Source organism: Brevibacillus sp. AF8 (assembly GCF_021270385.1).
Classification (GTDB): domain Bacteria; phylum Bacillota; class Bacilli; order Brevibacillales; family Brevibacillaceae; genus Brevibacillus.
Map to the genome: position 1 here is coordinate 80,401 of NZ_JAGQDN010000013.1, position 25,441 is coordinate 105,841.

Sequence of the window (25,441 nt, forward strand, 5' to 3'; positions counted from 1 at the left end):
GAAGGGGAAAAATCATGGCAGTCCAATTTATACTGGGACGGGCAGGAACGGGGAAGACAGAATCGATTCATCGGCAGATGCAAGCCCGGCTGCGGGAAAAGCCGTTGGGTTCTCCTATGATTCTGCTCGTGCCGGAACAGGCCAGCTTTCAGGAAGAGTATGCGCTCGCTACACTGCCAGAGCTGGGCGGTGTGATGGGGACGCAGGTGCTCAGCTTCGGTCGATTGGCTCACAGGCTCATGCAGGAGCTGGGCGATCTGACTACCGTGCCTGTTGACGATCTGGGTAAGCATATGGTTTTGCGCATGCTTTTGGAGCGGCATAAGGAAGAGTTGAACGTATTCGGGCGCTCGGCGACACAGCCTGGGTTTGCTGCTCAGCTCGGTCGCTTGATTAGTGAGTGCAAATCGTATGGGGTATCCTTCACCCATTCCGAGAATCTGGAATGGGGAGGAGCCAATCTCAATCAAAAAATACATGACCTCCGCTTGATTATGAATGCGTACGAGGCTTACTTGTCAGAGGGATATTGTGATGCGGACGACATCCTGAACCGAGTGGCCACGATGGTGCGTGATTCCACCTACATCAAGCAGGCTGAAATATTTATCGATGGATTTACCGGATTTACGAATCAAGAGCTGCGCTTGATCGATCAGTTGATGCAGCACGCCAAGCAGGTGACGATTGCGCTGACGCTTGACCCGAATGAACGTGACGCTTCTGTGGATGAGCTGGGGCTGTTCCACCCTACACTGCGAACATACCAAGCCCTGACACTGATGGCGCGTGAATCGGGTGTATCAATCGCCAAGCCGCTTTTATTGACCGAGGCAAAGCGCTTCAAGAGCAGTCCGTGGTTGCGTCAGGTCGAACAAGTGTATTTCCAATGGGGAGACCCGCCAATACCGGATCAGCCTGGACGAGCGGACGAAGTGACGATGCTCTCAGCGGTGAACAGGCGCGCAGAGGTAGAGGCTGTGGCGTTGAGGCTCCTGTCTCTGTCGAGAGAAGAGGGATATCGCTGGAAGGACATGGCGATTTTGCTTCGGGAAATCGGGACGTACGCCGATGAGATTTCCGCTGTATTTACCGAATACGGCATCCCGCACTTCTTGGACCAGAAGCGCTCCGTCATGCACCATCCCTTGGTGGAGCTGGTGCGCTCGGCTTTGGAGGTCATTGTTACGAGGTGGCGGTACGACGCTGTTTTCCGCTGCTTGAAAACAGACCTGCTCCTTTTGGATATCACCGATGAGCATACAGCCCGGAAGGAAATCGATCGACTGGAAAACTACGTGCTGGCTCATGGTGTCTTTGGTTATCAATGGGCAGAAGAATCTGCCTGGCATTTCCGCGGGCAGGCAGGCGCCGAGGAAGACGCGCAAATCGATGAGCTGAGACGCAAATACGCAGCGCCGCTCCTGTCCTTTGAAAAAGAGATGAAGCAAGCAGCGGGTCTAAACGTACAGGAAATGACCCTTTCCCTGTACAACCTTCTGATCGCGCTGGATGTGCCTAACAAGCTGGAGCATTGGCAGCGAAAGGCAGAAAATGACGGCGATCTCGATGCAGCACAGGTGCACGGACAAGTATGGACAGGATTGATCGAGCTGATGGATCAGGTCGTAGAGGTCATGGGCGACGAGAGCATGGACCTGGCGACATTTGCCCGTGTGCTCGACAGCGGTCTGGAGACGATTGAACTGGGACTCGTTCCCCCGGCGTTGGATCAGGTGTTGATCGGGGCGATGGAGCGCTCCCGTCAACCGGATGTCAAAGCTCTGTTTTTGCTTGGTGTAAACGAAGGCATTATTCCGTTGCGTCCAAAAGAAGAAGGAATTCTGGATGAGGCGGAACGGGAGCGACTGGCTGAAATGGGCATGTCTCTGGCACCGAGTGCGAAGCAACGGCTGATGGCAGAGCCTTACCTGCTGTACCAGGCGATGACGAGACCGTCGGAGAGGCTGATCCTGAGCTGTGCGTTGGCAGATGAAGAGGGCAAGGCCCTGTTGCCTTCCTCAGTGTTTACCCGCATTCGGGAAGTACTGCCGGATATCCCGCATCAGGTGTTCTACAATGAACCGACGGGGCAGCACGAGACAGACGTATTCCTGCTCGGACATCCGAGACGTGTATTCCGCCATCTTTTGACGCTATTACGATCTATGAAGAAAACAGGTGAGCTGCCAGACTTCTGGTGGGAGGTATACGATTGGTATATTCGCTCTTCTCCCGATGTCAAACGGGAGCAGTGGCTGTTGTCCGGCTTGCGTTACTTCAATCGGCCGCAGGAGCTGGATTTGGAAACGAGCACGACGTTGTACGGCAAACAACTGAAAATGAGCGTGTCTCGTCTGGAGCGGTTCCAGTCATGTCCGTTCTCGCATTTCTCTTCTCACGGCCTCAGATTGGCGGAGAGAACGATGTACAAGCTGGAGCGTTTCGATGTGGGAGAACTGTTCCACGCTTCACTCAAGCGAGCCGTTGAAAAAATGAACGAAGACAATCTGGAGTGGAGCAAGCTGACGGAAGACAATAGCATGCAGCTTGCAAACGTGGTCGTAGAAGAACTGGTTCCTGCGACTCGCAGCAGCATTTTGACGCGGACAGCCCGGTATCGTTATTTGTCCGGCAAGCTGAAGCGAGCAGTTGGCCGCGCGATTTATGTACTTGGGGAGCATGCGAAGCGCAGCCGTTTTGCCCCGGTAGGACTGGAGGTTTCCTTTGGGCCGAATTCAGATTTGCCGGGATTGGCTTTAACGCTTGAAAATGGCGTGGAGCTTCAGTTAATCGGACGAATTGACCGCGTTGACCAATCACTGGATAGTGAGGTCCCGTATTTGCGCGTGATTGACTACAAGTCCAGTCCCAAGCAGTTGTCCCTCTCCGACGTTTGGAATGGCCTGAATTTGCAATTGCTCGTCTATCTCGATGTCGTCGTGGCAAATGCGGAGGAATGGCTGGGGAAAAAAGCCGAAATGGGAGGCGTTTTCTACTATCAGGTAGCGGATCCTTTTGTAACGGCAAAACGCTTGCTAACGGCTGACGAAGCGGCAAAGGAGCGGGCAAAGCGCTTGCGCATGAAAGGCTTGATGCTCGCAGACCCAGAGCTGGCTAGAATGATGGATGGCTATGTAGAGCAAGGGGCGTCAGAGCTGGTGCCATTTGAAATCAAAAAGGATGGTACGCTTTCGTCGCGATCATCTGTGGCAACAGCCGAGCAGTTCCAAGCCTTGACTTCTTATGTTCGCGATACTGTGAAGCAAATCAGTACGCGTATGACCAATGGGGAAATCCAAATCGAACCGTACACAAACGGGACGATGACCGCTTGCGATTACTGTTCATACAGGCCGGTATGCAAGTTCGACGGAGATGCAGGCGGGAATGAGCACCGACAGCTTGCCAAGTGGAACAACAAGCAAATATGGAGCATGCTGGCAGAGCAGCAGATGGCAGGAGAAGGAGGAATGACCGATGGCGGATCAACAGTTGCAGGCCAAGCCTGAACAATGGACGGACGAGCAATGGCAAGCGATTGTCCAGCGCGGGAACAATCTCCTGGTGGCCGCTGCGGCAGGCTCCGGGAAAACCTCAGTCCTGGTTGAGCGGATTATCCGACGCATCATGGACGAGAAGGACCCGGTTGGCGTTGATCAGCTGTTGGTGGTGACCTTTACCAATGCGGCTGCGGCAGAGATGCGACACCGGATTGGCGATGCCTTGCGAAAGGCCTTGAAAGATGACCCGCACTCCTCTCATCTGCGCCGACAACTGGCACTGCTCCAGCGGGCGACGATTACGACACTTCACTCGTTTTGCTTGGGAATTTTGCGCCAGTATTACTATCTGATTGATCTCGATCCTGATTTTCGCATTGCTGATCAGATGGAAGGGGAGCTTTTGCGGCAGGATGTCTTGGAGGAACAGCTGGAGAGCTGGTACGAAAATGACGCGGACTTTCATGCATTAGCTGATGTGATGCTGGATGGTCAGGACGATCATGCCCTCACCATACTACTACTCAGGCTGTATGAGTTTTCGCGAAGTCATCCGGCACCAGAACAATGGCTCGGGGAAGCGGCTGGAATGTTTGCGGTTCACGATAAAAACGGTCTGGACGGGCTGGAGTGGACCAGAAGCGTGCTGCGTTCTGTGGAGCTGGCACTCGGTGGAATGACCGCCAAGATGCGCAGGGCAGTTCTTCTGGCCGGCTCACCGGAAGGGCCTGCTGGCTATTTGCCTTTGCTTGAGGCGGAAGCGGCTGCCCTGCAACGTGCAGGAGCGGCTTGCAGAGATGGCTGGGAAGCTACCGTCGAAGCTGTTCGAGGAGTTGTATTTGCCAAGCTGCCTCCAGTGAAAGGGATAGATCCGCTTTTGAAAGAACAGGTACAAGACCTGCGAAACAGTGTGAAGAAGGAACTGGCCGAACAAATCGAGCAATACTTTTCTACGACAGCCGAGCAGTACGTCGCGGATTTGCAGCGGATTGCTCCTCACATGCAGACATTGGCCAGGCTGGTGACAGCATTTTCGGATGCTTTTCAATTGGAAAAGCGCTCGCGTGGGTTGGTCGACTTTGGCGACTTGGAGCATCTGGCTCTGCGCATTCTAACCGAAACGAATGAGTCCGGGGAGACTGTTCCTTCGTCAATCTCCACTCAATTGCGCGAACAGTTCGCTGAAGTACTCGTAGACGAATACCAGGATATCAACCTCGTGCAAGAGACAATCTTGCAAATGGTTTCCCGAGACGGAGCGAATGTTCAGCCAGCGAATCGCTTCATGGTAGGGGATGTGAAGCAGAGTATTTATCGGTTCCGCTTGGCAGAGCCGAAGCTGTTTCTCGAAAAATATGTGACCTATCAAAAAGATGGTGACACCGACGAAGCTTGCATCGGTCGGCGTATCGATCTGGCGGCGAACTTCCGCAGTAGAAGGGAAGTTGTAGATGCCGTTAACTTTTTGTTTCGCCAGATCATGTCTCACGGGGTAGGTGAGATTGGCTATGATCCTTCGGCGGAGCTGATCAATCGTGCATCTTATCCTGAAGCACAGCCTAACCGTTTGCAGGCAGAGATGCATCTGATCGATCGGAATACAGCGATAGCAGAAGAAGGTCAGGCGGTAGTTGCAGAGGGGACAGATGAGGGCGAAGCAGGTATTCCCGAGGGAGAGTCGGCAGAGGAAGCGAGCGTAGCGCAGCTGGAAGCTCGACTAATCGCCAGCCGTATTCGCCGCTGGATGGAGCCGGGCGAGGGAGAAGAGCCACTGCTCGTTTTCGATAAAAAGGCTGGGGGAATGCGCCCGCTCGCCTATCGCGATATCGTTATTTTGCTTCGTGCGACCTCAGGCTGGGGGCAGACGATGCAAGAGGAGCTGCACGCGGCAGGAATTCCTGTGTATGCGGAGCAGACTGCGGGTTATTTCGCGGCGACAGAGGTAGAAACGATGCTCTCTTTGCTGCGTGTCATTGACAATCCGCTTCAAGACATTCCATTGGCAGCCGTATTGCGATCTCCTATCGTCGGCTTGCGGGAGGAGCAACTTGCTCAAATCCGCATTCACTACGCGACAGGGCCGTTTCACCAAGCTGTTCTTCAATATGCAGAGGAACGCCCAGCTCAAGAGCCGTGGGAGAAAAGGCTCAGACAGTTTTTTGGCCGATTAGATCTTTGGCGGACAGAGGCTCGCAGAGGTGCTTTATCGGAGCTGTTGACGATGCTGTACAGGGAAACAGGTTATCTCGATTATGTGGCGGCTCTGGAAAACGGCCAGCAGCGACAGGCCAACTTGCGTGCGCTCTATGATCGTGCGAGACAATACGAAGCAGGCTCCTATCGTGGCTTGTTCCGCTTTTTGCGCTTTGTCGACCGCCTGCAAGAAGCGGGCAATGATATGGGCGAAGCCAGAACCATCGGGGAAAACGAGGATGTCGTACGCATCATGACGATCCACAAAAGTAAAGGGCTGGAGTTCCCGGTTGTATTTGTGGCGGGCATGGGCAAGCAGTTTAATACGATGGATTTGAAAAGCCAGTTTTTGCTGCATAAAGATCTGGGCTTTGGCCCGATGGCTGTTGAGCCCTCCATGCAATTGCGCTATCCGAGTCTGGCTGCGCTGGGCATCCGGCAAAAGCTGCGTCGGGATATGCTGGCAGAGGAAATGCGTGTGCTTTATGTGGCTTTGACGCGTGCACGCGAGAAGCTCATTCTTGTCGGTTCATCCAAGGATCTCGCAAAAAGTGTGACAGATTGGGGCAGACAGGATGACAGCGAGCGGCTCAGTGACGAAGACTTGATTCAGGCAAAGGGATACCTGGACTGGGTGGGGCGTGCGATGCTGCGACATCCTGGGGCAGGATTGCTGCGGGGATACCCAGAGCAACAAGGCTCAGGAGAAGTCGTGAGAGTCAGAAGTGTGCCGGATGATTCGGTTTGGTCGTTTCACTTCTATCAGGCAGATGAGCTCCGTGCCCAAGGAGAGTCAACCAACGACGAGGTATCTCTGTGGGAGCGCATGACCAGACGAGAGGCGATCGCGGAACGACCGTCTGATGACACGTTACGTAAGATTGTCGACAAGAGATTAGGATGGCAGGACCCGCATCCAATCGCGCCACGCGTAGCTGCGAAATGGAGTGTCAGCGAACTCAAGCGACATGCCAAAGTCAGCAAAGGCGGACAGCCACTCACTCTGCCGTCCATTACGGAAAAGCCAAAGTTTTTATCTGAGCAAAAATCCAATCGGCTGACAGCAGCAGAAAAAGGGACAATCACTCACTTAGTGTTCCAGCATCTCGATTTAAAGCGTCCGCTGGATGAAGCGGATATTCGGGAGCAGGTGATGGAACTAGCGGCACGCCGCTTTTTGACTGACGAGCAGGTACAAGCAGTAGATGTTTCCCAGATTGCCCGATTCTTCGCTGATCCTTTAGGGCAGCGAATGAAGGCTGCGGCGGTCGTGCATCGTGAGTTGCCATTTACCCTTGTGCTGCCTGCTTATGAGGTAGAAGCGGAGCTGGGTGAAGAGAGCGACGAGAAGGTTGTCGTGCAAGGGGTCATTGATTGCCTGTTGGAGGAGCAGGATGGAAGCCTCGTCCTGATCGACTTCAAGACAGATTGGATGGCAAAAGAGGCGACTGCCGAAGCCATTGAAGAGATGAAGCGAAGATACGAAGGCCAGATCAGGCTATACGTCCGAGCGATCAAGCAGATTCTCAAGCCAAAAGGGAACGTGTCTAGTTATCTTTATTTGCTTTCAGGTGGATTCTCACTATCGTTTTCGGATGAAAGCATAGATTAGTATGTTGGACCGTCAGGGTTAATAGCTCTGGCGGTCTTTTTGTTTATTAGAGCTGCTGTGGTGGGGGAAGAAGCGCATTTCCAGTCTACGCTTCGGCCTACGCCCCGCAAGGAGGGAATGACTGTCCGCTGCGAAATGAATGGCGGGAGCGCTTCAAACGTAGAAGTTTCGATGAAGAATTTCATAGGTGAAGCTGAAATTCCCCGCCATTCATTTCGCAGCTAGGATGGGCTCCAGAGGCGCTTGGACTGGAAATGCGCTTCTTCCTGCGCAGCTTTTGGTTAACTACTTGAAAGTAGGTTCAAGGAAGCTACTTTGAACTGGCCTTCCATTATGATCTAAAGCGGTAAGGGATCACAGCCATACGAAAGCCCTGTCACATGTTTGGAAGGAGACCGCCCGAACGAAGAGAGGATACAGACGACTGGAAAACATGTGACAGGGCTTCACCCGACCACTACGGTTAGAAGACCACCAATGGTTTTACCAAACGAGAACATACGTGCTATAATCAGTTGAAATTTTCCTAATCTACATAATCATCAAACAAAGGGTGAACTCGATGAAGATGTTTTTCCAGTATAACTGGCAGGTACGGGACGAATGGATGGAATGGTGCAAGCAGCTTCCACCAGAAGAATTGCTACGCAAGCGTACAGGTGGAGCTGGCACGATTTTGTACACCTTGTTTCATATTGCTGACGTCGAGTATAGCTGGCTTCGGGGCGTGCAAGGAAGGCCGGATGTTCAGGTGACATTCGAAGCGTACAAGACGCTGGAAAAAGTAAAAGAGCTATCAGATGCCTGGCGCGTAGAATTGCGTGATTTCATCGAGAAGTGGTCAGACGAGAGGGAGAACGAGCCTGTAAAGGTGGAGTGGGACAATGAGATTCACACGAAGGGCGAGCTGCTTCGTCATGTCATCGCCCACGAGATTCATCACATGGGGCAGTTGTCCATTTGGGCAAGAGAGCTCGGGATTACTCCCGTTTCCGCCAATGTCATTGGGCGCGGATTAACGGGTAGCTAGCCCTGACAAACGCGATCCTAGCTGCACATGTGCATAACTTTCCTCCAAACGGATCATACTCCAACTGTTTTCTATCACGGTTGGAAGTGAATGACCCGCTTGGGAGGTCGCACATGATGTCATGGAAAAATCAATTGCTGAGGAAAAAGTCAGTTGCGCAAATGCTGGAGCAGGTGGATAAAAATGAAAGCTCCCTCAAAAAATCATTAGGTGCTTTTGACCTGACAATGCTGGGCATCGGCGCGATCTTGGGAACAGGGATTTTTGTGTTAACGGGCGTTGCCGCTGCCTTGCACGCTGGACCTGCACTTGTTTTGTCTTTTGTTATTGCGGCACTTGCCTGTGTGTTTGCCGCGCTCTGCTATGCAGAATTTGCTTCGACTGTTCCCGTGTCGGGAAGCGCTTATACATACAGCTATGCGGCATTTGGCGAATTTGTCGCCTGGATGATCGGGTGGGATTTGATTCTCGAATACGGAGTGGCTTGTGCTGCGGTGGCAAGTGGATGGTCGGGGTATGCCCAGGGATTGCTAGCCGGGTTTAATATTCACCTGCCGCATGCGCTCACAAGTGCCTTTGATGTATCGAAAGGAACAATCATTGATTTACCTGCAGTCCTCATCATTGTCATCATTACAGCTTTATTGATGAAAGGGACGAAAGAGTCAGCGAGTTTGAATACCATCATGGTGTTAGTAAAAGTAGCGGTAGTTGTCCTGTTCCTCGTCGTTGGGGTCATGTATGTCAAGCCGGAAAACTGGAGTCCATTCATGCCGTTTGGTTTTGCAGGAGTAGCAACTGGTGCCGCAACGGTGTTTTTTGCTTTTATCGGATTTGATGCGGTGTCTTCTGCGGCCGAAGAAGTGCGCAATCCCCAGCGCGACATGCCAATCGGGATCATCTCGTCCTTACTCGTGTGCACAATTTTGTACATTGCTGTCTCACTGACATTGACAGGGATTGTTCCGTACCATTTGTTAAATGTCAAAAATCCTGTCGCGTTTGCCCTCAACTATGTCAACCAGGACTGGATAGCAGGCTTCATTTCGTTGGGAGCCATCGTCGGCATCACGACTGTTTTGTTAGTCATGATGTATGGACAAGCCCGGATGTTTTTTGCGATGAGCCGAGATGGCTTGCTTCCTGAGGTCTTCTCGCACGTACATCCCCGCACACAGGTACCACAAAAGAGCACGCTAGTCGTGGCTGCATTAGTAGCAACCTTCGGCGGATTATTGCCCCTCTCCAGCTTGGCTCAGCTTACTAACATCGGCACGCTGTTTGCCTTTATTTTGGTCTCGGTTGGACTGGTTGTACTACGTCGCACTCATCCCCAATTACCACGCGCGTTTCGGGTCCCATTTGTTCCGCTTGTTCCCTTGCTCTCGGTTCTTTTTTGCGGATATCTCGTTTTCAACCTGCCTACGCTGACAAAGATCGGTTTTCTCGGTTGGCTGTCGGTAGGGGCGATCGTCTATTTTCTATATGGGCGAAAACACAGTCGATTGGCAACAAAAGACGACTCCTCCCAAACATAAAAGGCAGGTTCATCCGTTTAGGCATGTTCTACGTGAGCATGTCTTTGTTTGCTATCTGACAAAGCGATCCCATTCATGGTAGAGTAAAAACAACCAAAATGACGAGGGAGGGCAGGCTATGAAGCGAAAAAGAGCAGATCGACCTGGTTGGAGACGTGTGAAACGATTGGGCTACCAGCAAAAATGGGTAGAATCTTTATCTTTCTCTGGATACGCTGTCCGCCTGACTCTGGATGAAGTAAGTGAGCCTGCCTACATGCATGTCGGGGATCAAACGTTATGTGTGGGCGATCGAGGATATGTGTATTTGCAGTATTTTCCACATGGTCAAGCTTATGCCGTTACGAAAATGATGGATGAGTTAGGGAATACCGTGCAATGGTATATTGATATTTGCCGGGGACATGGCAAGGATGAGAACGGACATATCTGGTATGACGATCTGTACCTCGACATCGTGGTATTGCCGACAGGAGAAATATACTTGCTTGATCAGGATGAGCTCGATGAGGCATTGAAAAAAGGCGTTATCACGAGCAAGGATCACCAGTTTGCCTCCGAGACCGCTGATCTTTTATTACGAAATATTTTGGCGGGCAAACGGGATGACTTTGATTTTCCGAATTTTTTTGTATAAACGTATGAAAGAACGAAGGCGGTTGTTGCTTTCGTTCTTTTTTTGGTAGACGTACCGCTTTTTGGAGTGGAGACGGAGGAGGCCCGGAGTTTGCTCCGAGTTTTCTAATTTAGGAAGGTCACGATGGATGAAAGAGTTCCTAGTCCAAAATAACTGTATTTTTATTTCGTGTAAAAAACTGTATGTTACGCCTTAAAAATCAAATACGATTTTTATGAACACACAAACTATTTTGGAGGAGAAGTATGAAGAGTTTATTTCAAGCCTTACTCGCAGTAACACTCATGTTCAGTCTAACCCTAAACAGCAACAACGTATCAGCAAAATCGGAGAAAGAAGCGCTTGGTGTACCGAATCAGTTCCTTGATGATGAGCAGCTAGAGGAAATTGACGCGAAATTCAAAAGTGAATACCAACTTGATAGCACGTATATTTCCGACGACCTAATCAGTTATCCAAAGCCTGGGGATGTGTTCGTATCAGTTTCTAATCCTATTATTGCGCAGACAGATGTTCCTACAAACATTCGACCTGCGCTAACATTCCCGGTGCCAATTACTTTTGACAATGATCCGTCAACAGTAGTATCGCTCTATAAGGTTGAAGGAAAATCACCAGTCAGCGGAAAATTGGAGATTAGAAATAACACACTCTATATTCGTCCTGACAAGACTTTGGAATCCAATACGAAATATGCGATCGAGATTGACAAAGGAGCAATTGTAAGCACCATTGATTCTACTAAATCGATCGATAAGTATTTATTACAGTTTGTGACCAGCAACAACGAAGCGCCTATAGTAATCGATGTAAAGCCGTATGGAGAGGAAACAAAAGTGGATGTAGATGCGGTTATTACAATTAAGTATGATCGCAAAGTGATAAGTGGAACAAAGAAATTCCTATTAATGAATGACAATGGTGCGAAGGTTCCTGCAACTTTTACTGTCAGTAATGACACTGTAACGATCCAACCGAAAGCGCCTTTAAAAAATAATGTAGAGTACTACATAGATGTAGCCCAAGGAGCAGTAAAGGATACATCAGGGAATGAAAGCTATAAATATTTTTCCGTGTTTTCAACAGGCACCCCATCTGGTGGATGGGATGATCTAGAATTTGGTGACCTTTCAACAGAGGTTGAGTAGAAAAAGCATCTTCTTCTGACACCTCTGTTGCGACTGTTACTGGAAAGGGCAACAAGTGTATAGGGTGAAATGTTAAAGATAGAAGGGTTGTCTCTATTCCAGAGACGGCCCTTTTTTCATTCATTCCTGAATCCCTCCTACGACTTCTTTGTTTACAATCGTTACAGGGATGTTTGACTAGGTTTGAAAGGATGTCTCGCATACATGAGACAGCGGCAGTCTGGGACGGGAAAATAAAGTCCCAGACTGCCACGGATCATTACATCTCACCTGGCGTTTTCTGCCCGATGGGGGGGATATGCCGAAGCTTGATCACGGTGAGTATGGCGATAGCGATCATGAGCCCGCCGCTCACGCCCACAACAGCATGCATGCCGTCGGTAAATGCTATCTGGGCGCCATGAAGAAGTGTTGAAGCAATAGGTTCGGGTAAAGCTTTGGCCGCCGAGACTGCCCCAGCAAGACTTTCGCGGGAGGCTGCGGATGTTAACGTCGTAACATCTCTTGGTATGAAGCTGGCAATTTGAGTGCGGTACACGTATGTTCCGATGCTCCCTAATACAGCGATACCCAGTGCAAATGCGAATTCACCGCTCGTCTGCAGCAAGGACGCTGCCGACCCCGCTTTTTCTGGCGGTGCCGACCCGATAATTAGATCGCTGGACAAGCTCGCAAACGGGGCCACTCCCACATTAAAAAAGATATAACCGACGATCAGGGTAGAGAGTCCGGCCCCCGCCTCTACCTGGGAGAGTAGGATACAACCAGTCGCCGAGACGGCAAGGCCAGCCCCGATAAGGTGCGACGGTCGGGCCCGCCGAGCGATGATCGGCGACAACAACATGCCTGCCATCGACGCAACCACTCCCGGGAGCATGCACATCGCTGCCGCAAGAGGTGATAGTCCTTCCACGAACTGAAGATGCTGTGCGATAAAGAGCATGGAAGCGCCTGTCAAAGTGATACCGAACAAGCCGCCCAGTGCTGTGCTGAAAGCGGGGTTTGCAAATAGGCGCAAGTCTATTAGCGGACTGTCCAACCGTTGCTGCCGTCTTACGAATAACGCCCCAAAAACAAATCCAGCCGCAATGGCAATGAGAGGCAGAGTCTGTAGACCTTCCTTAGCCATTTCCTTTAGGCCGTATATGGCCGGTAGAATGGTGCACATCGACAACACGACGCTAGTCAAATCCAAATGACCAGGTGCGGGATCCCGATATTCGGGCAGAAGATGGGACGCAGTCAGCAACAGCAGCGCCATGACGGGAACGCCGAGTAGAAAGATCGAACCCCATGAAAAATGCTCCAGCATCATCCCGCCGACTACTGGGCCAAGCGCCATGCCTCCCATGGAGCACATGAACCATATGCCTATAGCGAGGGAGCGCTGCTTATGATCACGGAACATATTGCTGATCAATGCCAGGGAAGAAGGCGCTACCGTCGCCCCGGCTATGCCGAGCAACGCCCGTGCTGCAATCAGCATTCCAGAGGTGCTGGAGTAAGCGGCCAACAGCGAAGCCGAACCGAATGCCGCTGCGCCGAACATCAGCAGCTTACGGCGGCCGAACCGATCTCCGAGCGAGCCCATCGTGATCAGAAATCCCGAGAGCATGAAGCCGTATATGTCCATGATCCAGAGCTGCTCTGTACTGTCAGCGCCGATAGAGACGCTTATGTGAGGAAGTGCGAGAATCATTACGGACAAGTCTATCGAAACAAGCAGTGCAGGCAATGAAAGCACGGCAAGTCCAATCCATTCGTTCAAACTGGCCCCGGTATTCGATTCAAGCGCAGCATCTTTCATTGGGCGTCCAGAACCTCTCCGAGCCGGTCCAACATCACGTTTGTTCCGTGCTCACGCTGTTCAGGCGTATCGAGACCGTCCAGAAAAACGCCCTGCTCGGTATAGATCAAGCGTGTGCCGCCGTCCACGGAATCGAATTCCACCGTCGTTACAGAGACAGACATCCGCTTGTCTTCCATGTCCAGCGTGTATGAGTATACAATGCGTCTATTCTGAACGATTTCCTGATAGCAGGCATCGAATGTGTAAACGGGTCCCTCTGGTGGACCACCGCGATTGAATTCGCGGCCGCCGACGCGGAAGTCGAACTCGTCGGCTTTAGGAAACCAACTAGCTTTGGCTGCTTGACCCGCCCATGCAGCGAATACACGAGCTGGGGAATGCTTATAGTTCTTTTCGATGACAAATGTGGAATGTTTGGCAGATCTATCACTCATAGTCGAAACCTCCTGGTCCGGGTTCTTCCGGATGCTCATCTAAATATTCACCAAGTCGGTCGAGATGGCGATCCATACTCGATTTTCTCTCGGCGAAAAATTTCTCATGCTTCATTCTCATCGTTCGTATGATGTTCATGAAATGCTCAACAGTAAACGGTTCGTTCCTTTGCATCCGACTCGAAACATTCTCAAGCTCATGCAAGAGTTTCTGCTGCATGCGGATACTTTCTTTCAGGCTGTCTATTTGGATGGTAACAATGTCTGACAGGCTGAGCTGGTCTCCGGCCATAACGGCTTTAATCTGCTCCAGCGATAGTCCCAACTCCTTTAAGGACAAAATTTGCTGTAGGCGTGAAATGTCCTTTTCGGTGTAGAGTCTGTATCCGGATGGCGAATAGCCGGATGGAGAAAACAAGCCTATCTGATCGTAAAAACGTAAAGTTCGTATCGTAATTCCCGCCATTTTCGCAAGTTCTCCGACTTTCCAATGTTGTTTCATGATCAGCCCCTTTCTTGATCGCTAGCGTTTCATCGGTAACTTCACTATAAACCGTTACGTTACGTAATGGTCAAGGAGGCTTTTGAAGTTTTTCCCAATACCGAAAATGAGCTTGCCCGTTAGCGTTTCATAACCCTAAGAATTTAAAACTTTATTTTCTCGAAACATTTCGAAGCCCCTTCTTCCTGCTTTTTTGTTTACAATGGATACAGATTGTTGAATTGGTTTGAAAGGATGTCGTACATGAGTAAAACAGTTGTACTGGCAGAAAAGCCTTCGGTTGGACGCGACATTGCCAAAGTATTGCAGTGTCACAAAAAAGGAAACGGCTTTTTTGAAGGAGATAAATATATCGTGACGTGGGCGCTCGGGCATTTGGTCACTCTCGCAGACCCTGAAGCGTACGGTCAGCAATTCAGCTCGTGGCGAATCGAGGATTTGCCGATTATGCCGTCCCCATTACGCTTGGTCGTGATCAAGGAAAGCAACAGGCAATTCCAGGTCGTCAAACAACAAATGAGACGCAACGATGTCGGGCAGATCGTCATTGCGACGGATGCAGGACGAGAAGGAGAGCTCGTTGCCCGGTGGATTCTCGAGCTGGTTCACGTGAATAAGCCAATCAAGCGTCTGTGGATTTCCTCCGTGACAGATAAGGCAATCCGGGAGGGCTTCCGTAATTTGAAGGACGGCAAAAACTATGAAAACTTGTTTGCCTCCGCAGCTGCTCGTGCAGAAGCCGACTGGCTCGTTGGAATCAATGCCACACGCGCCTTGACGTGCAAGCATAACGCCCAGCTCTCATGCGGTCGCGTCCAGACGCCAACACTTGCGATTGTGGCAACGCGAGAAGAGGAGATTCGCCGTTTTACACCCAAGCCATTTTACGGACTGTCTGCGGTGGCCCAAGGTCCGATTCAGCTCCAATGGCAAGATCAGCAAACGAAGGATTTCAAAACATTTTCCAAGGAAAAAGCGGATCAGCTAATAGCCGTTCTCAAACAGGAGAAAAACGCAGAAGTCATCGAGGTTACTCGTGCACACAAAAAGACGTATGCTCCACAGCTGTACGATTTGACGGAGCTGCAACGGGATGCCAACCGGATGTTTGGCTATTCACCAAAACAGACACTGTCCATCATGCAAGGGCTGTATGAGCATCACAAGGCAGTGACGTACCCACGAACCGACTCTCGTTATCTCTCTGCCGATATCGTAGAGACACTGCCGGATCGAATCAAGGCTGTCCAAATGAAGCCATATGCGCCCCTCGCCGCCAGAATTCTGCGTTCGCCAATCAAAGCGAACAAATCGTTCGTGGATGACAGTAAAGTATCGGATCACCATGCGATCATCCCGACGGAGCAAGCTGTTTTTCTCGGTGATTTGAGTGATAAGGAACGCAAAATTTTTGACCTCATCGTGAAGCGCTTCCTGGCTGTTCTACTGCCTGCCTTCGAATATGAGCAAACAACCATCCAGGCGAAAATCGGGAATGAAACCTTCCTGGCAAAAGGAAAGACCGTGCTCTCCCAAGGCTGGAGAGAGGCGTACGACCACGATGTAGAAGAAGACGATGCGAAGGACGGCGTAAAGGAACAAATCTTGCCTTCTCTTGCCAAAGGAGATCGCTTGCAAATCCAGTCGATATCCCAGACCAAGGGCGAGACGAAGCCGCCAGAGCCTTTCACAGAAGCGAGTCTGCTGTCCGCGATGGAAAACCCGGCGAAATACATGGCAAACGAGAGCAAGGATTTGATCAAAACGATTGGGGAAACAGGCGGACTAGGTACTGTAGCCACCCGCGCGGATGTGATCGAAAAGCTGTTCAACAGCTTTTTGCTAGAGAAGCGCGGCAAGCATATTTTTGTCACCGCAAAAGCGAAGCAATTGCTAGAGCTCGTCCCAGATGAAATGCAGTCGCCGACCTTGACGGCCCAATGGGAGCAAAAGCTCGGTGCCATCGCCAAGGGAAGCTTGAACAAGCGAGCGTTTATCGAAGAGATGAAAACGTACGCCAAAGAAGTCGTCCAACAAATCAAGAACAGCGATCAGACTTTCCGGCACGACAACGTGACCAGAAGCAGATGCCCGGAGTGCAACAAGTTTTTGCTGGAGGTAAACGGAAAGCGTGGCAAAATGCAGGTGTGCCAGGATCGGGAATGCGGTTATCGCAAAAGCATTGCCAAGCAAACCAATGCCAGATGTCCAAAATGCCATAAAAGATTGGAGCTACGCGGAGAAGGGGAAGGACAAACCTTTGTCTGCGCTTGTGGGCACAAGGAAAAACTGAAGACCTTCCAGGAACGTCGCGATAAGGAAAAGGGCAGCAAGGTTTCGAAGAAAGAAGTAGCCAAGTATTTGAAGGGGCAAGACAAGGAGCAGGACGAAGGAATCAACTCAGCGTTGAAAGACGCACTGTCCAAATTAAAGTTCGACTAAATAGGCATGAAACAAAAGGCGGCCGACCATTCCTGTCAGCCGCCTCCTTCTATTTACTTTTTCTCCAGAATAGCAAAGTAATTTTCTTCATCGTCTGCGAAGTTAAAAACACGGCCCGAAGGCATCGTGACAATGTCTCCAACCTTTACATTTTTATTCATGAGGTCGTTTCGCAATTCCTCGATATTTTCCGAAAAGAACAGGAGCGAAGGCGTGCCAAGATTCATTCCGGGCGACATTTTCGCAACGAATTCCTTATTGTGCAGAACGATGCTTGTTTCAGCGCCTTGAGCTGGTGCAATTTCAATCCATCTCATTTCACCGTTCTTCTCTTCTGAAACCACGCGAAACCCTAGCTTTTCGGTCCAAAAGCTCACTGCTTGATCCTGGTTATTGACATACAACATGATTTGACCAACTTTGCTAATCATCATGGACATGATCCACTCCCTACATGGTAGTTTATAATCCGACGATTTTAATCCTTTCCATCCCGACGGTATCTGATACCCGATGCCAACGGACGTGGTCTAGCTTGTCTTCATCATAGCATGAATAATCAGACAGGATTTCTTTTCAATTGCGCATTTTAGAAAAAGGAATTGCATTTCGTAAAAGAGGAGCATATACTCACGATTAAAAGTGAGTAATCACTCGCTAATCTAAAAAGCTCATCTCGAGCCTGATTCTGAGGCTTGCTTTTTTTACTCATAAAAAGAAAGTGATTACTCACTTAATTACGTAGGTAGGGGGAAGCGTTATGAAACCAGTTGTTCGCTCCATTTGTATCGGGGGACTCTTACTGGCTTTGTCGGGCTGCAATTGGACATCTGAAAATCATTCGTCACTGTCCGGCACAATCGAGGCCATTGAGTTGCCGATCGTAGCTGAAGTAGGCGGATTGGTGACAAACGTTACGGCAGAAGAGGGAGATGCAGTAAAAAAAGGACAAGTGCTGGCCCAAATCGATAAACGAAGCTACCAAATGACTGTGGCAGAAGCACAGGCAGCATTGGATCAAGCGACAGCCAAACTAGAAGAGGCGAGGGCTGGATCACGCGACACGACGATCCAAAGAAGCATAGCCAATGTCCAGCAAGCAAATGCGAATATCCAACTGGCACAAGCGAGAAAAAATCAGGCGGAAGCAGGAAAAGCACGTGCTGCTGAACAGATGACGCAGGCAGAATCGCAATGGCAGGGAGCGAAACAGACCCTTTTGTATCAACAAAAAAGACTCGAGGAAGCAACAGCGCTTTTCGAAAAAGGAGCGATCTCTGCCAAAGACCTCGAAACACAAAAAGAAGCAGTGAACCAGGCAAAAACGCAGGCAGATCAATGGGCAGCACAAGTAGCTCAGACACAGGCACAGTACCGTTCTGCACAAGAAGACATCGCTGCTGCTGCGGCCCAAATCGGTACAGCACAAGCCGCGCAAGCCGGAGCGCAGGCGGATCTTGATCAGGTAAAGGAAGGAAGTACCGATTACGCGATTCGGGCATTGCTTGCCACTCAGCAGCAGGCAAAAGCGAAACTGGATCAAGCCTTATTACAGCTGGAAAAGTCCAAGATTACAGCTACAGACGACGGGACTCTCTTGCGCTCCTCTATCGAACAGGGGGAAGTAGCCAAAACAGGTGCCACTTTGTTTACGATGATGAAGCCAGATCAGCTTGAGCTCGTCGTGTACATTCCGGAAGCACAATTGAATCGGGTGAAAAAAGGGCAAGAGGTTGGCATCAAGGTGGATGCCTATTCGGAAGAGACGTTTACAGGAACGATCAGCCGCATCTCGGAAAAAGCAGAATTCACGCCGAAGAATGTACAGACGCCAGATGAACGCACCAAGCTTGTGTTCGCTGTTACGATACACATCACAGATGGACTCGACAAAATCAAACCAGGTATGCCTGCCGATGTCCTGTTGGCAGACGGGGAGGGAGGTCAATGAACGCCGCTATCCAATGCGAGCAGTTGACGAAGCGTTTTGGAGATCGAGTAGCCGTGAACAGCTTGACACTCACAGTTCCGCGAGGTTCGATTTACGGTTTTTTGGGTCCGAATGGCTCAGGGAAATCGACCACAATCCGAATGCTTTGCGGTTTGCTGACCCCGACGACGGGAAAGGGGACGGTACTTGGCTTCGATGTCATGACACAGAGCGAGGAAATCAAGCAACGGATCGGGTATATGTCGCAAAAGTTCAGTCTGTATGAAGATTTGACAGTGGAAGAGAATCTCGATTTTTATGCTGGGGTTTATCGACTAGGGGCAGCAGAACGCAAGGAGCGGAAAGCAGAGCTAATTGAGATGGCAGGCCTGACAGGCAGGGAAAAGCAGCTTGCCGGATCGCTGTCAGGGGGATGGAAGCAACGCCTTGCGCTCTCCTGCGCTCTTTTGCACAAGCCGGAGCTGTTGATTTTGGATGAACCGACAGCAGGGGTCGATCCTGTTTCCCGCCGAATTTTTTGGGACGTGATTCATGAGCTGGCGGGAAAGGGGATCACCGTACTGGTGACCACACACTACATGGATGAGGCGCAGACATGCGATTGGATCGGCTTTATCTTTTTCGGCAATCTGCTGGCGGAAGGCACACCACAAGAGTTGATCGATCGTATGGGAGTAGGCAATCTGGAGGATGTCTTCATCGAGCTGGTTAGGCAGGAAGAAGCTAGACAGGCGGTGGAGGAGGGAGTCCGATGAGGCACTTTGTCTGGGAGCGTTACTGGTCTGTCGTGAAGAAGGAAATCATCCAAATCAAACGGGATCGTCCCAGTTTGGCGATTGCACTGGTCATGCCGCTGATGCTGTTGTTTTTGTTCGGATATGCTGTCAATACAGACGTGAATGACATCCAGATGGCAGTCTGGAATCAAAGTCCATCTGCTGCCAGTCGAGAGCTGGTAGATCAATTCGTCAATACGCGTGTATTCGAGGTGGCAGCACATGTAAGTAGCTACAAGGAGATTGAAGCCATGTTAGACGATGGCTCCGTAAATGTAGCGCTCATTATCGGGCCAGACTACACCCGCAAGCGTGATCGCAACGAGCCGGTAGACGTGCAAATGCTCATTAATGGCTCTGATCCGAATATCGCCCGGACTGCGACCTCTCATGCTCAGTTGATCATTCAGCATCAAGCGATCACGTTGCAGGAAATAAAGCTGCAAAAACAAGGCTTGGGGGAGCTGGAACAGCCACTCGGTTTGGATACACGCGTGTTGTTTAACCCCAATATGGAGAGCATCGTCTTCAATATTCCTGGCTTGATCGGCTTGATTATGCAAAACGTCACGATGATTCTGACGGCGTTTTCCCTCGTACGTGAGAAGGAGCGGGGAACGATGGAGCAGTTAATCGTGACGCCGATACGCCCATTGGAGCTGATGCTCGGCAAAATTACCCCCTATGTAGGTGTAGGTCTCTTCTCGTTTTGTCTGGTGCTATTGGTTGGAACGTATTGGTTTGGAGTCCCCGTCAAAGGCAGCATTTCGCTTTTGGTGACATTGTCTGTCTTGTTTTTGGTGACGACGCTTCTCTTGGGCATTTTCATTTCCACGGTGGCAAAGACCCAGCTTCAAGCGATGCAAATGGCATTCGCCTTTATCCTGCCTAGCGTGCTTCTCTCCGGCTTTATGTTCCCGCGCGATTCGATGCCGCTCGTGATACAATGGTTAGGCGGGCTCGTCCCGTTGACCTATTTTCTGGAAATCCTGCGGGGAATTTTCTTAAAGGGCGTGGGCATCGATGCGCTCTGGAAGGATGTCGTCGGAATGAGCAGCTTTTGTCTCTTGATCCTGACCGTCGCTATCCTGCGATTCCGCAAGAAGATCGAATAAGAGGAGCGTAATGGGTGATGAACAAGCCGCCAACATTTGTAGAAGGCCTGTTGCAATATGTAGAAGAGTTGAAAGATGAGAGTGAGATGACAGAGAAGCAGCGCAATATTTTGCGTGCATCAGTGAAGCTGTTCGCTGAAAAAGGCTTCCATGCCAGCTCCACCTCTGAAATTGCCAAAGAAGCGGGTGTGGCAGAGGGAACGATTTTTCGCCACTACAAATCGAAAAAGGATATTTTACTCGCCGTCGTTGCACCTGTATTGGTCAAATTCGCGGCGCCGTTTATCTTGAAAGATGTCCGTGAGATTTTTAAAGAGCAGAATAATAAAGCATTCTCCCAAATCGTGACAGAGCTGTACCGAAACCGGATCGACCTGGTGCTGGCGAATGAAAAGCATATTCGGATTTTGCTGCAAGAAGCTTTTTTCCATGACGAAATCAGGGAAGCACTGATTGCTACGGTTTTCACGGGTGTGAAGGAGATGGCAAATAAACTGATCGAGGCAAAGGTAGAGGTAGGCGAATTGCGTCCGCTCCCGACACAGGCTGTCTTTCGGGCGATCCTGTCCTCGATGATCGGGCTCGTCCTGTTCCGGCAAGTCTTGGATACCGATGAATTTACGCAGTTCAGTGACGACGAGCAAATCGCATTGACCGTAGATATTTTGCTAAATGGGATTGGAAATCACTCTATCTAAAATTTTTTATCGATAAGTGAACATTTTTCTCTCTATTTGGGTATAGAAATTCCTTCTGGGAATGGTATAATTGCAAACAACTTTTTGCTGTTTTTTGGAGGAGAGTAAACCATGCAATTGTTATCAGAGAGAGAATGGCTCGCGTATCGGGAGAAAAACAAAGATCGTGCGCGCATGCTGATTTCTTGCCCGGACCGCGCGGGTATCGTCGCGGCTGTATCGAACTTCTTGTTCCAACAAGGAGCCAACATCGTTCAGTCTGACCAGTATACGACTGATCCGGAAACAGGCCGTTTTTTTATGCGCATTGAATTCGATCTCATCAATCTGGAGGAGCGCTGTGAAGAGATCAAGCAAGCATTCACCCCAGTAGCCGAGAGCTTTGGGATGGAATGGTCGCTGGTCGAAGCGAACAAGCGCAAAAAGGTTGCGTTGTTTGTTTCCAAAGAAGATCACTGTCTTTTGGAGCTCTTGTGGCGCTGGAAGTCCGGGGAGCTGTTCGCAGATATCGCGGTTGTGGTCAGCAATCATCCTGACATGCAGGAGACTGTCGAGTCCTTTGGTATTCCATATCGTTGCATCCCAGTCACAAAGGATAACAAGCCGCAGGCAGAAGAAGAGCAGATTGCAGCAGCAGAGGGCGTTGATCTGATCGTTCTGGCTCGCTACATGCAGATTTTGTCCCCGCGCTTTTTGGAGGACTATGCGATGCGGATTATCAATATCCACCATTCCTTCCTCCCTGCCTTTGTCGGTGCGAAGCCTTACGAGCAGGCGTATCGTCGCGGCGTGAAGCTGATCGGAGCGACTGCGCATTACGTCACGGAAGAACTGGACGCAGGACCGATTATCGAGCAAGACGTTCAACGTGTATCGCATCAGGAAGACGTTGAGGCACTTAAACAGCTTGGACGTCAGGTAGAGCGTACAGTGCTGGCACGTGCAGTTCGTTGGCATCTGGAGGATCGGGTGCTGGTGTACGGCAACAAGACGATTGTGTTCCCATAAGCGGTGCATATAAGAAGAGGCTATTCCTTTGCGGAAAAGCCTCTTTTTTCGTTTTGATTCTCTTATTTTCAAGTCAGTCTTTCACGCTTTACCAACTCCAGAAACTGAGCAACAACAGGCCGCTGCTCTGTCTCATCGTCACGCGTGCAGACATACAAGGGTCGCTTGATCTCTACTCCTGGCACGGTTACGCGCCCGACCTCCCCACGCTCTACCATTTCCCTAACGGCCAGAGCAGGAGCCAACATCGTCCCATATCCCGCACGAACGGAGTGGATAGATTCGACCAGTCCGTGATACTGCATACCGATCTGCGGACGTTTCACACCATGCTCGCGACAGAGGGTAAAAAGCCAATCGCGGGTAGAGCTGCCTTGCTCCCGCAACAAAAATGGTTCCTCCACGAGTTGCTCCATACGGATCTCTTTTCCTGCAAGCGGATGATGGGCGGGCAAAATAAACCAATAGGGTACGTCCATCATATGGTGCCGATTGATAGGCAGCTCATCCCACGATTCCTTGATAATAACGGCCACATCGACCTCACAGCTAAGAAGCAGTTCAATCGATTGCTTGGAATTACGCGTGCGAATTTCTACCTCAACCCCTTCATAATCGCGCTTGTACTGAGCCAGCCACTGTGGCACGAGATAATGGGAGGGGAGATAGGTAGAAGATATCCTTAGCCGTCCTTTCTTCCCTTGTTTGATTTCTGTCAGATGTGATTCGATTTCGCGTTCCCAGTCGTAAATGCGGCGTGACTTTTCAAAGAGAAAGCGCCCCTCATAGGTGAGAGCAATGCCGCGACCATCCGGGATGAGCAAGGTCATGCCCAATTCACTTTCAAGCCTGCGGATTTGGGCACTTACGGCAGGCTGGCTGATCGAGAGTGCGATTGCTGCTTCGGTGACACTGCCTCGTGACGCTACTTCTACGAAAATGCGGAGAGCATGTAAGTTCATCTTGTACCTCGATTCATAACTTTTATTTATGAGTGATAGATAAAGATGTATTAGAAATGATGATTGATTGCGCGTAAGGTATAGCTCAGAAAGACGTAAAAACAAGCAGAGAGAAGGATCAGGAGATGAGAGAAGTCAGTGGAAAGACACAAGTCGTGGCAGTCGCACTGGTGACAGCATTATGCATGATAGGAGATTCGATGCTGTATGTAGTGCTTCCTCTTTTCTGGAAGGAGGCAGGATTAACATCGCTGTGGGAAGTGGGGGTATTGCTTGCGGTGAACCGCTTCATCCGTGTACCAATCGGCCCTCTTGTTGGGAAATGGTATGAACGCTCGGGTGGACGCACAGGTTTGATTGTGGCAGTGGTGCTGGCTTTTCTGACGACACTTTCGTACAGCTTGGAAGGCTTTTGGCTGTGGCTTCTGATGCGATGCTTATGGGGAGTCGCTTGGACATTTTTAAGGCTAGGTGCGTATTCCTTGATCGTAAGTGTTTCCGAAGGGCATAATCGCGGGCAACTCATGGGCTTGTACAATGGATTGTATCGATTGGGCAGTCTGGGCGGCATGCTGGTCGGAGCGCTGCTTGCCACTTGGTATGGGCTTTCTGTTACCTCTATTGCACTTGCGGTACCTTCCTTGTTTGCATTCATTCTTGTTTTTCGCTATATACGTCCTTCCTTTACCAATCAGCATCCGAATGACATGAAGCAGATGGATACAGGGAAACGCTTGTGGAGTCAGGCGCAGGTGCTGTTGACGCTGATGACGGGATTGCTCGTCACGATGGTGTACCAGGGAGTGTTTACCTCCACGCTAAGCAGAGTGATCGAAGTCCGCGAACCGCTTATCATGATTGGGGAAGTCGTGTTGGGGGCAGCGGTGATTGCGAGTGTGATCCAAGGCATTCGCTGGGGGTGGGAGCCGTGGGCTGCCCCATTGGTAGGCAAATTGTCGGACAGGCATGGCCGGACGAATCTATTTATCGGGACGTTGCTAGTCGCTTCTGTTCTGTTTGGCTCGTTGCAGGCAACGTCTTCGCTTGTGCTATGGTTTGCGATTTTATTCGGCATCCAGCTGAGCGCGACGATTATCACGACCGTCATGGATACTCTTGCGGCAGATGAAGCTGCGAGACAGGCCAACAGCCAGGCAGTAATGACACAATACTCAGTTGTAAGTGACCTGGGCGCGGCTCTGGGTCCGCTCTTGGCCTTCTGGCTGGATGAACAGGTTGGTTTGGGTCCAATGTACACCGGAATAGCGATCATCTTGCTTCTGGTCGGCCTGGTATGGTTGGGCCGACCGAAGCTGATCAAGATGGAAAGCGCTTCTTAATTGTTGTCATGACGTGAGCAATGGCTGCCTCCTTGTCCGGACCGTGTAGCAGCATATGGTTCGAATGCTCGTACCAGGTGATTTGCGGGGAGGCAGATTCGTCTACACTGGTTGCGAGTATTTGGGCGCTTACGGCGTGTACAGTATCGTCTCGCCTTGCTTGCAGCAGGACGTAAGGGGTTGTAATTTGAGGCAAAAGCGGCTTCGTTTCTGCCAACAGCCTGCGAAATTGCAGCATACTGCTAATAGGGATTCTGCCGATGCCATGTATGTAGCGTTTGGAGTGGGTAGAGAAATCCTCACGCAAATAATGCATCGCCTCTTTGACATCCCAATATTTATAAGGGGTGTTGATGGTAATCAGCAGGGCGACGGGGTATTTCGTCGTCAAGTGAAAGGCGAGCAGTCCCCCCATGGAAAATCCGATAACCACGATGGTGTCAGCGCGCATGGACAGTCGCTTGTAGCCTTCTTCTGCCGAGCGGAGCCAGTCGTGGCGGGTGCTTTTTGCCATGTGACGACGAGTGGTCCCATGTCCCTCCAAGGTAGGGCATTCCACCTGATAGCCAGCCTCGCGAAGCTTTTTGGCGAGTGGGAGTATATCGTTGATGTCTCCGGCAAATCCATGGATGAGTAAGCAACCGACTGTTCCTGACATGGAATCTCTTCCTCTCAGATATTGGGAAATTTGATGGATCATCCATATTATATACGAAAAGGTCAGAAGGAGGCGACCGCGCAA

At 50.5% G+C, this 25,441-nt stretch carries 19 protein-coding genes; 13 read left to right on the forward strand and 6 right to left on the reverse strand.

From position 1 onward, the window contains the following. Window positions 1–14: 14 nt before the first annotated feature. The 6 genes from addB (at window position 15) to KB186_RS17440 (ending at window position 11,661) form a co-directional block, all read left to right on the forward strand. Complete coding sequence (gene addB / locus KB186_RS17415) at window positions 15–3,512, forward strand: helicase-exonuclease AddAB subunit AddB (protein WP_173609915.1); 3,498 nt, start codon at window positions 15–17, stop codon at window positions 3,510–3,512. Continuing rightward, on the forward strand, window positions 3,481–7,308 hold the full coding sequence (gene addA, locus KB186_RS17420; RefSeq protein ID WP_232774061.1) for a helicase-exonuclease AddAB subunit AddA: 3,828 nt from the start codon (window positions 3,481–3,483) through the stop codon (window positions 7,306–7,308). The genes addB and addA overlap by 32 nt, the downstream gene beginning before the upstream one ends. 562 nt (window positions 7,309–7,870) lie before the next feature. Beyond that, the gene (locus KB186_RS17425; RefSeq protein ID WP_221867823.1) at window positions 7,871–8,338 is read left to right on the forward strand and encodes a DinB family protein; all 468 of its coding nucleotides are present in this window, start codon (window positions 7,871–7,873) and stop codon (window positions 8,336–8,338) included. Window positions 8,339–8,454: 116 nt separating this feature from the next. After that, a complete protein-coding gene (gene bcaP, locus KB186_RS17430; RefSeq protein ID WP_304502571.1) occupies window positions 8,455–9,876 on the forward strand; it encodes a branched-chain amino acid transporter BcaP in 1,422 nt (473 codons plus the stop codon). Window positions 9,877–9,994: 118 nt separating this feature from the next. After that, window positions 9,995–10,513, forward strand: coding sequence for a ribonuclease FAU-1 family protein (locus KB186_RS17435; protein ID WP_232774062.1), 519 nt, complete (start codon window positions 9,995–9,997; stop codon window positions 10,511–10,513). A 245-nt stretch (window positions 10,514–10,758) separates the two neighbouring features. Further along, the gene (locus tag KB186_RS17440; RefSeq protein ID WP_232774063.1) at window positions 10,759–11,661 is read left to right on the forward strand and encodes an Ig-like domain-containing domain; all 903 of its coding nucleotides are present in this window, start codon (window positions 10,759–10,761) and stop codon (window positions 11,659–11,661) included. 259 nt (window positions 11,662–11,920) lie between these two features. Here the strand turns inward: KB186_RS17440 and KB186_RS17445 are convergent, their stop codons facing one another. From KB186_RS17445 to KB186_RS17455, 3 genes are read right to left on the reverse strand one after another with little or no spacing between them, the layout of a single operon-like run. Beyond that, window positions 11,921–13,468 (reverse strand): MFS transporter, encoded by a 1,548-nt coding sequence (locus tag KB186_RS17445; RefSeq protein ID WP_232774064.1) that lies wholly within the window; start codon window positions 13,466–13,468, stop codon window positions 11,921–11,923. Then, window positions 13,465–13,905 (reverse strand): SRPBCC family protein, encoded by a 441-nt coding sequence (locus KB186_RS17450; protein WP_232774065.1) that lies wholly within the window; start codon window positions 13,903–13,905, stop codon window positions 13,465–13,467. Before KB186_RS17450 ends, KB186_RS17445 begins: the two co-directional genes overlap by 4 nt. Then, the gene (locus KB186_RS17455; protein ID WP_232774066.1) at window positions 13,898–14,407 is read right to left on the reverse strand and encodes a MerR family transcriptional regulator; all 510 of its coding nucleotides are present in this window, start codon (window positions 14,405–14,407) and stop codon (window positions 13,898–13,900) included. The genes KB186_RS17450 and KB186_RS17455 overlap by 8 nt, the downstream gene beginning before the upstream one ends. A gap of 243 nt (window positions 14,408–14,650) precedes the next feature. Here KB186_RS17455 and KB186_RS17460 point away from each other — a divergent pair, with 243 nt between their 5' ends. After that, entirely contained in the window at window positions 14,651–16,849 is a 2,199-nt protein-coding gene (locus KB186_RS17460) for a DNA topoisomerase III (RefSeq protein ID WP_173609923.1), read from the forward strand. A 53-nt stretch (window positions 16,850–16,902) separates the two neighbouring features. Here KB186_RS17460 and KB186_RS17465 read toward each other — a convergent pair whose 3' ends face one another. After that, the gene (locus tag KB186_RS17465; protein ID WP_173610237.1) at window positions 16,903–17,280 is read right to left on the reverse strand and encodes a VOC family protein; all 378 of its coding nucleotides are present in this window, start codon (window positions 17,278–17,280) and stop codon (window positions 16,903–16,905) included. 329 nt (window positions 17,281–17,609) lie between these two features. Here KB186_RS17465 and KB186_RS17470 point away from each other — a divergent pair, with 329 nt between their 5' ends. From KB186_RS17470 to purU, 5 genes are all read left to right on the forward strand, one after another. Continuing rightward, a complete protein-coding gene (locus KB186_RS17470) occupies window positions 17,610–18,800 on the forward strand; it encodes an HlyD family secretion protein (RefSeq protein ID WP_173609924.1) in 1,191 nt (396 codons plus the stop codon). After that, window positions 18,797–19,555 carry an ABC transporter ATP-binding protein gene (locus KB186_RS17475; protein ID WP_173609925.1) on the forward strand — a complete coding sequence of 253 codons (759 nt, stop codon included), beginning with the start codon at window positions 18,797–18,799 and terminating at the stop codon, window positions 19,553–19,555. Before KB186_RS17470 ends, KB186_RS17475 begins: the two co-directional genes overlap by 4 nt. Further along, window positions 19,552–20,691: an ABC transporter permease gene (locus KB186_RS17480; protein WP_232774067.1), complete on the forward strand. Its 1,140-nt coding sequence runs from the start codon at window positions 19,552–19,554 to the stop codon at window positions 20,689–20,691. The genes KB186_RS17475 and KB186_RS17480 overlap by 4 nt, the downstream gene beginning before the upstream one ends. A gap of 17 nt (window positions 20,692–20,708) precedes the next feature. Next, window positions 20,709–21,389: a TetR/AcrR family transcriptional regulator gene (locus KB186_RS17485; protein ID WP_047073249.1), complete on the forward strand. Its 681-nt coding sequence runs from the start codon at window positions 20,709–20,711 to the stop codon at window positions 21,387–21,389. Between the two features lie 111 nt (window positions 21,390–21,500). Beyond that, complete coding sequence (gene purU / locus KB186_RS17490; protein ID WP_173609927.1) at window positions 21,501–22,397, forward strand: formyltetrahydrofolate deformylase; 897 nt, start codon at window positions 21,501–21,503, stop codon at window positions 22,395–22,397. A gap of 68 nt (window positions 22,398–22,465) precedes the next feature. On the opposite strand, the gene KB186_RS17495 is transcribed toward purU, so the two are convergent. Beyond that, entirely contained in the window at window positions 22,466–23,359 is an 894-nt protein-coding gene (locus tag KB186_RS17495; RefSeq protein ID WP_173609928.1) for a LysR family transcriptional regulator, read from the reverse strand. A 125-nt stretch (window positions 23,360–23,484) separates the two neighbouring features. Between KB186_RS17495 and KB186_RS17500 the strand changes: the two genes are divergently transcribed. Beyond that, entirely contained in the window at window positions 23,485–24,699 is a 1,215-nt protein-coding gene (locus KB186_RS17500; RefSeq protein ID WP_232774068.1) for an MFS transporter, read from the forward strand. On the opposite strand, the gene KB186_RS17505 is transcribed toward KB186_RS17500, so the two are convergent. After that, entirely contained in the window at window positions 24,677–25,441 is a 765-nt protein-coding gene (locus KB186_RS17505; RefSeq protein WP_173609930.1) for an alpha/beta hydrolase, read from the reverse strand. The genes KB186_RS17500 and KB186_RS17505 overlap by 23 nt on opposite strands.

Bases quoted from the DNA above. Each gene is read 5' to 3' on its own strand.
- addB (WP_173609915.1), top strand. From the start codon at position 15: ATGGCAGTCCAATTTATACTGGGACGGGCAGGAACGGGGAAGACAGAA.
- addA (WP_232774061.1), top strand. From the start codon at position 3,481: ATGGCGGATCAACAGTTGCAGGCCAAGCCTGAACAATGGACGGACGAG.
- KB186_RS17425 (WP_221867823.1), top strand. From the start codon at position 7,871: ATGAAGATGTTTTTCCAGTATAACTGGCAGGTACGGGACGAATGGATG.
- bcaP (WP_304502571.1), top strand. From the start codon at position 8,455: ATGTCATGGAAAAATCAATTGCTGAGGAAAAAGTCAGTTGCGCAAATG.
- KB186_RS17435 (WP_232774062.1), top strand. From the start codon at position 9,995: ATGAAGCGAAAAAGAGCAGATCGACCTGGTTGGAGACGTGTGAAACGA.
- KB186_RS17440 (WP_232774063.1), top strand. From the start codon at position 10,759: ATGAAGAGTTTATTTCAAGCCTTACTCGCAGTAACACTCATGTTCAGT.
- KB186_RS17445 (WP_232774064.1), bottom strand. From the start codon at position 13,468: ATGAAAGATGCTGCGCTTGAATCGAATACCGGGGCCAGTTTGAACGAA.
- KB186_RS17450 (WP_232774065.1), bottom strand. From the start codon at position 13,905: ATGAGTGATAGATCTGCCAAACATTCCACATTTGTCATCGAAAAGAAC.
- KB186_RS17455 (WP_232774066.1), bottom strand. From the start codon at position 14,407: ATGAAACAACATTGGAAAGTCGGAGAACTTGCGAAAATGGCGGGAATT.
- KB186_RS17460 (WP_173609923.1), top strand. From the start codon at position 14,651: ATGAGTAAAACAGTTGTACTGGCAGAAAAGCCTTCGGTTGGACGCGAC.
- KB186_RS17465 (WP_173610237.1), bottom strand. From the start codon at position 17,280: ATGATTAGCAAAGTTGGTCAAATCATGTTGTATGTCAATAACCAGGAT.
- KB186_RS17470 (WP_173609924.1), top strand. From the start codon at position 17,610: ATGAAACCAGTTGTTCGCTCCATTTGTATCGGGGGACTCTTACTGGCT.
- KB186_RS17475 (WP_173609925.1), top strand. From the start codon at position 18,797: ATGAACGCCGCTATCCAATGCGAGCAGTTGACGAAGCGTTTTGGAGAT.
- KB186_RS17480 (WP_232774067.1), top strand. From the start codon at position 19,552: ATGAGGCACTTTGTCTGGGAGCGTTACTGGTCTGTCGTGAAGAAGGAA.
- KB186_RS17485 (WP_047073249.1), top strand. From the start codon at position 20,709: ATGAACAAGCCGCCAACATTTGTAGAAGGCCTGTTGCAATATGTAGAA.
- purU (WP_173609927.1), top strand. From the start codon at position 21,501: ATGCAATTGTTATCAGAGAGAGAATGGCTCGCGTATCGGGAGAAAAAC.
- KB186_RS17495 (WP_173609928.1), bottom strand. From the start codon at position 23,359: ATGAACTTACATGCTCTCCGCATTTTCGTAGAAGTAGCGTCACGAGGC.
- KB186_RS17500 (WP_232774068.1), top strand. From the start codon at position 23,485: ATGAGAGAAGTCAGTGGAAAGACACAAGTCGTGGCAGTCGCACTGGTG.